8 protein-coding genes and 1 pseudogene are annotated in these 11825 nt (G+C 62.1%); 1 reads left to right on the top strand and 8 read right to left on the bottom strand.

What is annotated here, in order from left to right; translation table 11 throughout:
* Window positions 1-98: 98 nt before the first annotated feature.
* The 6 genes from X741_RS160650 to X741_RS160625 all read right to left on the bottom strand — a co-directional run bounded on the left by X741_RS160650 (window position 99) and on the right by X741_RS160625 (window position 8491).
* Window positions 99-794, bottom strand: a complete 696-nt coding sequence (locus tag X741_RS160650) for a thermonuclease family protein (protein WP_245272654.1) — start codon at window positions 792-794, stop codon at window positions 99-101.
* A 48-nt stretch (window positions 795-842) separates the two neighbouring features.
* Window positions 843-2060, bottom strand: coding sequence for an ABC transporter substrate-binding protein (locus X741_RS160645; RefSeq protein ID WP_023776595.1), 1218 nt, complete (start codon window positions 2058-2060; stop codon window positions 843-845).
* A gap of 94 nt (window positions 2061-2154) precedes the next feature.
* On the bottom strand, window positions 2155-2913 hold the full coding sequence (locus tag X741_RS160640) for a transglycosylase SLT domain-containing protein (RefSeq protein WP_023776596.1): 759 nt from the start codon (window positions 2911-2913) through the stop codon (window positions 2155-2157).
* Window positions 2914-2945: 32 nt separating this feature from the next.
* The gene (locus X741_RS160635) at window positions 2946-3314 is read right to left on the bottom strand and encodes a hypothetical protein (RefSeq protein ID WP_023776597.1); all 369 of its coding nucleotides are present in this window, start codon (window positions 3312-3314) and stop codon (window positions 2946-2948) included.
* A gap of 114 nt (window positions 3315-3428) precedes the next feature.
* On the bottom strand, window positions 3429-5591 hold the full coding sequence (locus X741_RS160630) for a type I secretion C-terminal target domain-containing protein (RefSeq protein ID WP_023776598.1): 2163 nt from the start codon (window positions 5589-5591) through the stop codon (window positions 3429-3431).
* Complete coding sequence (locus X741_RS160625; protein WP_023776599.1) at window positions 5585-8491, bottom strand: Ig-like domain-containing protein; 2907 nt, start codon at window positions 8489-8491, stop codon at window positions 5585-5587. The genes X741_RS160630 and X741_RS160625 overlap by 7 nt, the downstream gene beginning before the upstream one ends.
* A gap of 324 nt (window positions 8492-8815) precedes the next feature.
* Between X741_RS160625 and X741_RS160620 the strand changes: the two genes are divergently transcribed.
* Window positions 8816-9799 (top strand): transglutaminase-like cysteine peptidase, encoded by a 984-nt coding sequence (locus X741_RS160620; RefSeq protein ID WP_023776600.1) that lies wholly within the window; start codon window positions 8816-8818, stop codon window positions 9797-9799.
* Between the two features lie 34 nt (window positions 9800-9833).
* On the opposite strand, the gene X741_RS160615 is transcribed toward X741_RS160620, so the two are convergent.
* Together X741_RS160615 and X741_RS01000000166290 are read right to left on the bottom strand one after the other, a co-directional pair.
* Window positions 9834-10469, bottom strand: a complete 636-nt coding sequence (locus X741_RS160615) for a ribbon-helix-helix domain-containing protein (protein ID WP_023767787.1) — start codon at window positions 10467-10469, stop codon at window positions 9834-9836.
* Window positions 10459-11815 (bottom strand): annotated as a pseudogene (locus X741_RS01000000166290) (HlyD family efflux transporter periplasmic adaptor subunit). The gene X741_RS160615 and the pseudogene X741_RS01000000166290 overlap by 11 nt, the downstream one beginning before the upstream one ends.
* Window positions 11816-11825: the final 10 nt, after the last annotated feature.

Consider the following 11825-nt stretch of genomic DNA (forward strand, 5'->3'; position numbering starts at 1 on the left):
TCTCCTGTCAGACAGCTGATATAGCATCGGCTCCCGCAATTTCAGTTTCGGCAAACCATACAATTTGATCGATGTGGGAGCGTCATCGATCCTGGCAGCTATTGCGGAGGGCCGAAGATTCCCATCTGCGTCTCTTCGGCGACCGCCTGTGCCTTGCCATAGATGCCGGTCGGCAGCGCCATCGCCCAGCCGTTGGACACAAGCCAGGCGCCGGCGTCCTGCTTGCCAAGACTGCACGGCGCGGCGATGGCAAAATGCTCAATGTCCGGCGGTACGAAACATTTCAGCGCGCGTCCCCGCAGCCAGGAGTTGAAGGCGTCTTGTGCGCGCTGGCCGCAAGGCCAGGCGACGTCTTGAAACGAGCAGGTTCTCTCCGGTTCGATGCTCGCGACGCCACTGATGATCACTTTGCGTCCCATGGATTCGAAAGTCGCCGACGACGTAGCGACCGGGCGAAAGAGCAGGGTTTCGCGCCAGTCACCGGGCCTCGGCCTTTTGGGGGGCACGGCGAGACCCAGATCGCCGAGCGGCGGGCGGGCTTCGGCCCGCTCGATTTCGGACAAGTCAATCGGCGGCGGCGCGACAAGACTCTCGGCAACCCTGCGCGCGTCTCGCCATGGACCGTCGGGAACGGCCGCGACCACAGGGGTTGGATGGTTGCCGGCACGCTCCATTTGGGGCGCGGGGGCGGGCCGGTCGATCGCAAGCAAGGCTCCGGCCTGCATGATCAGGACAATCCCGAGCACGAGCTCGAAGCCTCCGACCGCGATAACCCAGCGGATGCGCCCGGGCATGCCCATCACGCCAGCGCGGCGTTCGAGCCAGGCCCCGTCACCGGCGGTTCAGAAACCAGAGGTCGATTTGGCAACCAGTTTGAGCGCACCTTTCTGAACCCGATAGAACGGCATCGATCTTTGGCTGGACCCGTCGGCGCGAAAGCGGAACAGGCCCGTTGATCCGCGAAATCCGTTCGGGTTTTCGAGAACCTGTTTGCTGAAACCGTCGGGTCCGACCGCGCTGGCAATTCCCGCTGTCAGGGCAACCATATCATATGCGTAGGCTACATTGACGTCGGCCGGATAATTGTATGTCGTCCTGAAGCGGTCGGCGATCGGCCCGGTTTCGCTCGAATCGAGCGTGGCGATATACGCGCCCTCAAACAGCGGATCGATTGGGTGCTCCAGCCAGCGGTTCGTTCCCACGACAGAGATTGCTTTTCCCGGAATGCCCTTCGATTTGAGGGCGGCAAGCACGGACGAGGGGCTGTTATCACCGCTGGCAACGATGACCGCGTCGGGGGTGTCCACGAGCGAGCCCATTTCGTCGACCGCTTTCGCGGCACCGTCGCCGCCCGAATAGGGGACAGTGACCGCTAGCGTGGCGCCATAGATGCTGAGGCCGTTGGCGACCCGCTTCTCGACGGCGCTGGCGTTTGGGCCACCCGCGACAAGCAATACGAACTTCTTGCTGCCTTTGGCGGCAAGCCCCGCCGCACCCGCCGCGGCGCTGTCCGCTTCGCTGAGCGGCACGGCATAAACCCCGGCGCTGCCGGCGAAATTGTCGGCAAGTGCCAGAACCGGTGGCCGTTTCGATCCCGACAGCGTGGCGATGTGCTGAGCCGCCGGCAACTCGGTTGGGCCGATGACGACTTTCACCCCGGTGGTGATGGCCTGTACCGCCAGCTTGCCGGCCTGTGTGCTGTCGCCCTTCGTGTCCTCTATCGTCAGCGTGAGCAATCCATTGCCGATATCCGTCATCGCCAGCTTGGCCGCATCGCGCATCTTGCGGCCGTTTTCACCTGCCGTTCCGGGTGCGGACAACGGCAGCAGCATCGTCACTTTTGCCGAACCGGTGCCCAGCGACTGGGTCGCCTGGACCGGACCGGTGCCGGCGCCGCCATTCTGCCCCGCCGACGTGGCCTGCTCGGCGGGCGCGGCAATTGCCGCCGGGTCGAGCACCTCGGTGACGTTGCCCTTCGACTGGCAGCCCGACAATGTCACGGCGACCGCGAAGGCGAGAGCCGACGACCGCGCACAATAGACCTTTCGGCCAGCTTCCATGATCGTCCCGCCCTGTCTGCCGCCGGCTTGTTCTTCCCGGTCTGGTCTGCCACGCATGTTACGGCGGCCTTGTCGCGCTGTCCTGTTGTTTTCTTTACCCGCCGAAGAGCCGGGCCCTCAGGGCCCTGATCTGTCTTGCTTGCCCCGCGGTCCTGTAGTCGGCGCATTTCATGTATCGCGGCCCGGGTACGAACACTCGGCGCACGCAGACACGGTTTTCCTGGGCGGCGGCTCCATCCTGCCCGTCTGTCGAAAATGTGGAAAAGCCGAAGGTCGCGACCGGCAACGGTCCGGTCACTTCGAACCCGTCCCTGGCAAGGATTGCCCGCGCGCGCTGGCAGTAACGGACGGAGAGCGCCGAAAACCGGCTTTCATGATGCCCGGCGCGATACTTCATGACCGTGGTGCAGAGGTCACCTGCGGAGAGCCTGTTTGCCTGGGCAAGATACCTGACCCCCAGCGCGATGTTCGTCGCCGGCGTGCCCAGATCGTCGAGGGAACCTCGAAAGCCAAGCATTCGCGCTGTCGCCGGCATCACCTGCATCAGGCCGACTTCGCCATCGGCGCCCCGCACGTCGGGATCGAAGCCGCTTTCGATCTCCATGACGGCATGCGCCAGCGCCGGCTCGAGGCCATAGATGGAGGCCTGACAGCTCGCAAATGCCTTGAACGTCTGCCGGGTCCACGCCACGGCCGCGTCGCAACGCGGCGGCCGCGTCGAACCCGACGACCGATGTTGCGCCACGGAAGGCCGTTCGAGCCAGTTGGCGCGAGCCGGCGTGACACTTTGGGCAAAGCCAGCCAGCGCGATCGTTGCGGCGATCGCCCTCAACAAGGATCCGTCGGCTGGCATGATGGCCAACAGGCGCAAATTTGCCTATCCGGTCAGTGCATGTACTCGACCATGCGATCGTGAAAACACTCGCATTTGTTGAGCGTGTCCTCGTCCTTGTAGTTCGTCTTCAGATAGCCATAGGCCATGCCGCAGGCGACCTTGGCTTCCGACGCCCAGACGAAGACCGGCCGCGACGAGTTGATCCATTCCGAGCTATTGGCCGCGGCGACGGACTCGTCCATCAGCTTCACCACCTGGGCCTTGAGATCGACGATGTTGTCGTTCAGCACCAGATTGGAAGTGCCGACGGTCCGGCAATAGTCGCCCGTCGGGCCTTCGATGATGTCGGCGGCGAAGCCTGTCGATCCAGCCAAGAGCAGTGCCGTGGCCGAAACCAGCGATCTTGCAGAACGTTTCATGTAAGCCCCTCGATATCCAAAGTTCATCGTTCGCTAATGCATAGCATGGGAGTGTGGCTGCGCGCTACGTCGTTGGATTGCCAAGTTTGCGCGTTGGTACATCGATCAGCATCGTCAAGGCACAGTTTCGGTGTGAGTTGGCAAGTTGTGATCATAAAGAATGGAAATCGCAGAACCGCTAGCAACTCCCGTCAGCGATGCCACTTCCACCATACTGCCGCCGGCAGCAATACCGTTGTCATCAACCATCACGTGAGCCGCGCCGCCTGAGAAGGTAACGTCGACCGACGCGCCTGCCTGCGCGTCGGTTGTCGGCGCGTTGCCTCCGAGGGATTTGAGCAGATCGGATAGGTCGATAACGTCATGGCCAGGTGTATAATCTGCGATGACATCGGCTATGTGGACCGCGAGTTTGGATGGATCGATCACAAATGTATCGTTGCCGCCGCCACCCGTCATATTGTTCAGTCCCGCGCCGCCATAGAGCGTATCATTGCCTGCTCCGCCGATGAGGGCATCATTGCCTCCACCGCCCCACAGCACACTCCCCGTATTATTGGCGGTCAACGTATCTGCGAAATTCGAGCCGATGGCATTCTCAAAGCTGCTGATGTGGTCGCCCAGTGCGCCGGGCCCGCCCACGAGCTGGTTTAGCAGGTCGATCGTGACCGAGTTCAACGCATTGCTGTAGTCGACTGTATCGCCTGGGCCGGTACCACCGCTGAGCGAGTCGGCTATGGAACTCGCGGCAATGACTTCCGCGGTCGTGTCGGTGCCCGTCTCTGACCCGATATGTGATCCGACCAGAGAAACGGACAGATTGTCCGAACTGGTGACGGTGTCGCCATCGTGATCGGTGATGCTGAGCGCGAAGTTTAGCGTGGCATCGCTGACGACCGTCTGTGAGTTGTAGGTCAGTGACAGCAGGACGACCTTATCGTCCTCGCCACCGCCGCTCGCAATATTCTTAACGTCCACCTCGCCGAAATTGAAGAAGGCGCCAGTCGTCGTTCCGCCAGTACCCCAGTGGGCTGCGTCGACAACCAATTTGGTGCCGTCAGCCTGCGTGACGTTCCAGCTTGCTGACGTAGTATGCGCAGCATCCCAAATGGTTACCAGGAAGTGTTCGGAGCCGGCGTTATTGCCCTTCCCGACCCCAACAGTGACTTGGCTTTGAAGCTGGCTGAAGTGGAAGGTGATGGTCTCGTTCGTGTCAAGATTACCGCTCTCTACTCCCATGCCGTTGGCGTTCTTGAAGATCCTGTTGTCTGTTGGATTGGGATGGGCCGCATCGAAGCCGTCTATGATAACGTCGTAGCCATTAGCCGGTATCGGATCGCTGCCGTATGAGGCGACGCCGTTCACGATCTTTACGTAGTCGCCATTACCATTGCTAATTCCCGACAGAACACTGAAGGTCGACGTCGACTGCAAGCTGTTGGACACCAGATGGAAATCGTAGGTGCCGCTGGCATTCACAGATAACGTGAAGAACTCGTTCGCGCCAGTTGCCCCCTGCGCATCCGTGAGATTCGTATAGGCGAACATCTCGGAGGAATGCGCTGCCGTATCATAGTGGGCGTATTCATAGAAAGTGTAGAGGGTCGTCGTTCCACTCTTCACGTCGATCTGAGTCACCGCATCGCCATTGGTGTTGTTCCCCTGGCTGGTAAACGCATAGGTTAGCCCGCTCGGTGCGGTTCCCATTGCAAGACCGACTGCCGATGTGAGGCTCAGTCCATCCGCCCCGAAAGACGGCTGCCAAGTACCGTGAACATCAGTGCCACTGACGTTCGGCATGATCGCGTCCTGAATGCCGGTGATCGTCGGGGTATCGTCGTCGACGTTCATCGACAGCGAGCCGGTCGCGGTGTCGCCGTCATGGTCGGTGGTCACATAGTTGATGGTGAACTGGAGGTTGTTTTCGTCCAGCCCGGCGGGATGGTCGATGGCATGCAGCTGGGTGACGGTGTAGGCGCCCGAGGTGGTGTCGGCGAGCTGGATCTGCAGCACCGCCGTGGCGCCCTGGCTGATGGTCAGCGTCTGGCCGCCATTGCTGGCCAAGGCCGTGAAGCCGGACGGCAGGACAATGCCCGCCGCCGTCAGCAGCGTCGTGCCGGCGCCATCGGCGCCATAGCTGTGCGCCAGCGTCCCGGTCGTGTTGGCCGCGTTGGCATCGTCGCCGATGCCGCCGGCATTGCCGCCGCTCAGTGCATCGTCGTCGAGCTGGACCAGGGTGTTGGCCGTCGCCACCGGCGTGTCGTCGTCGATCACCACCGTGAAGCTGGTGGTGCCGGTGGAGCCATCGGCGTCGGTCNGCCGATCGTCAGAGCCGTCACGTTCTCCGCGGGGCTGGCAAGCACGCCATCATTCGTCGCCACCGGCGTGTCGTCGTCGATCACCACCGTGAAGCTGGTGGTGCCGGTGGAGCCATCGGCGTCGGTCACCGTCGCGGTGACCGTGAACGGTGCGGTGTTGTCTTCCGTGCCGCTGACTGTGTGCTGGACCGGCTGCAGCAGCGTCATGTTGTAGTTCGCGCCGCTGTCGGTGACGCTCGTCACCGCGATGGTGAACACCTGGTTGGCGGCGAGGCTCGGATCCGTGCCGTGCACGTAGCCGATCAACTGGCTGCCGACCCATGTCGTGTCGACCGCAACCCCGGCCAGCGTCTGCAGGCCTGTCGCATTGCCGGCCGTCGACAGCGCAACGCTGCCGATATGGTCCGCGCCAAGCGTGTAGGAGATATGGCCCGACAGAACCGGCGCGTCGTCGCCCGTGCCGCCCGGGTTGCCGCCAGCCCCGACGATGTCGTCCTCGTCGGCGATCAGGTTCGCCGGCGCCGCGCCCATCGTAACCCCGGTGTCCGTCAGCGTCACCTTGAACGTCGCCGTCGTGGTGTCGCCGTCGCCGTCCTTGATCGTGTAGGTGAAGGTCTCGTCGACCGTCGTCCCGTTCGCTACGTTCAGCGCCGTGTTGGTGTAGACCAGGTTGCCGCCGACAATCGCGACCGTGCCGCCATGGTCGCCAGCTCCAATCGTGATCGCGCCGGACGCCGCGGGACCGTCCGCGCCGTAATGGTCGTTGCTCAGGATCTGCGCGACCGTGCCGATCGTCAGAGCCGTCACGTTCTCCGCGGGGCTGGCAAGCACGCCATCATTCGTCGCCACCGGCGTGTCGTCNCCGATCGTCAGAGCCGTCACGTTCTCCGCGGGGCTGGCAAGCACGCCATCATTCGTCGCCACCGGCGTGTCGTCAGTGACATTGATCTGAACCGTTGCGCTCGCCTGGTCACCGTCCGTATCGGTGGCAACCACGTTGATACCGGTCAGGCTGATTGAGTTCTCCCCACCCGCGTCTGGATGCGGGAAGTTGTCGAGCAGCGTCACATTGACTGTCGCGGACCCGTTGGTGCCCGCCAGGATCGGCAGCGACGGGGCAACCAGGTCGATCTGGATGGCATCGATGCCGTTGATTGAACCGATGATCTGCGTCGGGCCGGCCAGCGTCCAGACGATGTCGGCGCCGGCAACGCCGTTGACGTCCGCCGTGATCCCGGCAACCGACGTGAACGCCACCCCGGTAATGTTGTCCGAACCAGCATGGAACGATACCGTTCCACTGCCGTTCTCGGCGTCGGCCGCGGTCGCGTTGCCGGTCGCATTGGCGGTGCCGAGCCCTTCCTCGTCCACCGTGATGATCGCGTTCGTCACCACCGACGGGTCGGTCCCGTCGTTGATGGTGATCGTCAGCGTAGTCTGCGAGGTGTCGCCGTCGCCGTCCTTCAGCGTGTAGGTGAAGGTATCCGTCACCGGCGATGCGTTGCTGATGCTTGAATTGGCAACATAGCTGTAGGTGCCGTCGGGGCTGAGCGTCAGCGTGCCGTACTGGCCGACAACATGGAAGTCGCCGCCCACCACCGTCGTCGCCCCCGCGCCTGTCGCGCCACTCACAGCAGCGCCGTCGGCTCCCTTGGTGTCGGCACCGGCCGCATTGCCGTCGCTGCCAAGCCCCGTGATCACGTTGCCGCTCACAGAGCCGCCTTCTGTCAAACTGTCGGTATCGGCAACCGCAGTCGGCACATCATCGACGATCTGCACCGACAGCGTGCCCGGAAGGGAGACGTCGCCGTCGGTGTCGGTCACCGTCACCGTCATATTGTCGAAAATGGGATCGCTGCCTGCTGGATGTGTCTCGCTGTGCAGCAGCGTGTAGCTGTAGCTCACCTGGCCGGTGCTGGCATCGTAGCCGGTGATGGTCAGCGTGTTGCCGAGCGGCGTCGTGATGTCGATCGACGTCGATGCGCTGTTGGCAAGCGCGGCAGCCGAAATTACCTGGCCGGCGATGGTCAGCGAGCCGATACCGTCGGGTGAGGTGATGGTAAAGGTGCCGGTGTTGGTCTCGGACTGGTCGCTGTTGGGGGCGGGATTCTGCGCCTCGCCGGAGCCTTCCGACCCGGAGCTTGCCGGCAGGCCTTTCTCGTTGACGATGGCGTCGCCGCCATTGACGGAAGGCGTCAGGTCGATGATCGACGGCGTCGAGTCGGGCAGCAGGCTCGGGAACAGCTCGCGGTGATCCGGCTGGCCGAACGCCAGGTCTGTCGGGGGCAACAGCGCCGAAAGACCGAACCCGTCGCCGATGCCGCCGGCGGGAACCGAGAAGTCTCCGCCTGCACTGGAGGTCGAGCCGCCCGGGCCAGCCGAGATCGAACCATCGGCGCCGAAGGCGACGTCGACATGGCTTGCTTCGAGCGCGGCGATCAGGGCAACGCGCGGCACCTCGACGTCGCCGATGAGGAAGGTCGGCACGTTGAGGGCGCCATCCTTGATCACGATGACCGAGCCATCGGCCTGCTCGAGCACGAGATTGTGCCCGTCGACCTTGATGTTGTCGATCGAGACATTGGCCGGAAGTTTCACCACATGGTTGGCGTCGGCCACGTATTCGTGGGGGGCGGGCGCCGCTGCTGCTTTCGCCTCCGCGGGTGCCTCCGGCTTGATGGGCGCGCCGCTGCCGACATCGACCGGCACAGGTTCGGCCGCTGCCGGCGCGGCCTGTTGCGTCGAAGCCGCCTGGGCGACCTGGATCTCCGCGGGCGATGTCTGACCGTGATGGTCACTGGCGGCGGAATGCTCGTCCCAGGACCTTGCAGCGGTGTCCAATTCGATATTGGTGGTCATTTGCTTGTCCCCCTCCGGAATTTCCCGGAAAGAGACAGCGCTCACCATTGCTTTGCAACGGTTGATCAATCCATTTGATATACTGCAATATGCACAAAATCGTATTTTTTACGCGTGGTAAACCGGTAACATATATTCCGTTATATATTGCCGGTATCGGCGGCTCTTGACGGCGGTTCGCCTCCGTCTGGATGGTAAATAAAAGTATAAATTAGAATAAAATTTTGTGTAAAACAGACGAAGTAAGTTCTGCCGTCGTTATCTACCTTCGTTGCCAATAAGTTGAGACAAGATTGGTACCGTCCACAGTCAAAGGTGGGCGTTATGAAAAAAGAAAAAACCGCGCCGGGGACAATCGGTCTCAAACTGCTCTTGCTGGCGATCGGCCTTGCGGGCCTGCCGCAGCCATCGCTCGCGAGCCCTCGTTTCGAGGGTGTCGCATCGGTCGGCGGGCTCGTCGAAAAGGTCGAGGCGCCGCGTAGCCTGGGTGGCGTTTCCCTGGAAAGGTCCCGGCCCTGGCAGCCGGTCGCGGGATACCAGCCCGGCTTTGTCCCCATGAGCTACGCCATCGACGACGCCAATGCTGCCGTTGCGCCAACGCCCGCCGATGTCCGAGCGGCCGATGTTGGAATTGATCCCATCCAGACGGCGGCGATCATTCCCGGCGTGTTCGGGTCGGTCGCGCTGTCCATGCACAACTTTCCTGTCGCGGCTCGGTGGGCGCCTGTCTACCAGGCAATCGTCGGCTGCACGGCAGGCAGTGCCTGCGAGCACAAGAGCGCGGCTTTCGCCACGCTGATCTCGACGGCACAGGGCAAGGGATTCACCGAGAAACTATCCCTCGTCAACAGCGGCATAAATCGCCTGATCGCCTACAGGAAGGACAGTGTCGTCTATGGCAAGCTCGACTATTGGGCGAAGCCTTCGGAGGTACTCGACAAGCGCGCCGGCGACTGCGAGGATTTTGTCATACTGAAGATGACGGCGCTGCTCAGGGCCGGCATTCCCGCGCAAAGCATGGCGCTCGTCGTCCTCCAGGATCGCAAGCGCGGGTTCTTCCACGCCGTCCTGTCGGTGAGCACGGCGGATGGCGTATTCATTCTCGACAGCCTCCACAACACCGTCCTGCGTGACAGCGATCTCCCCGACTACGTTCCGCTCTATTCCTTCAGCACGGATCGCGCCTGGATCCATGGCTCGAGATCGGGCAATGCGCAGGTTGCCGAGTTCAAGGGCGGCTTTGCGGGCGTCGCACCTGGCGAAGGATTGCAGCCGGATATGGCTTTGGGGAAGCTTGTGCGAAAGTAAGCACAGCCGGCGGACGTTGGATCGAAGCTACACTCTAGCCGCTGACGAACGCCATCAGCAGGTCCTGCTCGATCAGCGGCGCCCGCACCGCGTTCAACTGGCCGCGATAGCGGCGGTCGCCGGCGCCGATGACGAACCCGCTGGCGACTGGGGTTTCGCCATTGGCATCCAGCCGTGCAAATATATCCGCGACGTTGAGATCGAGTGCCAGCCTGAGATCCTGACGCCCGTCATCGTTCGGCGCCGTCGGCAATTGGCGCTTTACCAGCTGTTGGAACGGAGCGTTGAAGGTCAGGATTTTTTTCGATGATGAAAGAGCAAAGGCGGGCGAGGGACAGGCGACAAGTATCGCGCTGATCGTCCTTATCGAGGCTAGCCTTTTCAACGTCAGGTTTTCTTCCGCCATGTCACGAATGCAGGCAACTCTGATCGCCGATGTCAGGTTGCCAGAAGCAGGCTGACCTTCGGCGATCTCATCGACAAGCATGCCGATCGTGCATTTCCGGCTTTCCGCCATATGCCTCAGCGACGTCCAGAAAGCCCGCTCCAGGCGGATTCCGCGTCGTATGCCGAGGCGCGCGACGACCCGGAACTCCATGCCGAGGTCTTCTGCCTTCGTCGGCACGAGCAACCGGTCGAGAACGGCGGGAGGAGTGGCGCTATCGTTCACTCATCGCCTCCTCTCGTGCCTTGTTGATCGGCTTCAGGAGGTAGGTCAGGATCGTCTTGCGTCCGGTCTTGATATCGACGGAACAGATCATGCCCGGGATGATCGAATAGACCTTGCCATCGCGTGTCAGCGTGGATCGCTCCGTGGCGACGCGCACCTGATAGTAAGGTTCGCCGGTTTTCTGGTCGACCAGGCTGTCGGCGGTGATGTTGGAGACCTTGCCTTCGATGCCGCCGAAGATGGAGAAGTCATAGGCGGTTACCTTGATCAGCGCGTCCTGGCCCGGTCGAATGAAAGCGACGTCTCGCGGCGAGACCCGGGCTTCGACCAGCAATGTCTCGGAGGTCGGGACGATGCCGGCGACGACCGCGCCGGGCTGGACGAAGGCGCCGAGCGTATTCACGTCAAGCGTGTTGACGATGCCGTCCACGGGTGAACGGATATCGGTGCGCGCCACCTTATCTGTNCACGTCAAGCGTGTTGACGATGCCGTCCACGGGTGAACGGATATCGGTGCGCGCCACCTTATCTGTGGCGCCGCGTATCGTCTCGTCAACCACCGAGAGGTCGGCCAGCGCCTGCGTCAGATCGCTGAGCGCCTCCTGTTGCAACTGCAGACCGAGTTCGTCGACCTGAAGCTGAGCCTCCGTGATGGCCGACTTGGCTTTCTTGATGGTCTCTCCGGCGAGCGTCAGCTGGCCGTTGAGTTCGGTCAGCTCGCGCTCGACGCGCAACTGCTCGGTTCGTGCCATCAGGCCCTTCTTGACCATCGATTCGACCAGCTTTGCCTCCTGGTCACTGACGGTCAGATTCTGGGTGAGGCGATCGGAATTGGCGGTCGCTTCGTCCAGCTCCTTCTCGCGCTGATCGAGACGCGACTTGAGAACCGACAGCTTGACTTCGAAGTTGTCGCGGCGGGCTACGAGCAGCTTCTGCTCGTTGTCACAGATTTCAGGGGCGACTTTCTGGATTTCGGACGGACATGGAAATGAGCCTTCGAAATTCCCGGTCTGTTCGAATTTGAGCCGGGCAATGCGCGTCTGCAGAGCCCGCGCCTTGGCCTGCTGTTCGCCAAGACTGGAGGTGTTGAACGTATTGTCGAGGCGGATGATGAGGTCGTTCTTCTTGACGATCTGCCCGATCGTCACCGCGATTTCCTGAACGACGCCCGGCTCGCTGGCCTGGATGATCTGAGTCTTCGAGGCGGGTATGATCTTGCCGTCGCCGCGTGCGATTTCATCAACCTCAGCATAGGACGCCCAAGCGACCGAGCTTACAAAGAGCGCGCCGATGATCAATATGGATGCCGACGCAAAAAGCGGCGGCCGATCTTCCTTAGCAAGCATTTACCAAACC

Source organism: Mesorhizobium sp. LNHC221B00 (genome assembly GCF_000502935.1).
Classification (GTDB): Bacteria; Pseudomonadota; Alphaproteobacteria; order Rhizobiales; family Rhizobiaceae; genus Mesorhizobium; species Mesorhizobium opportunistum.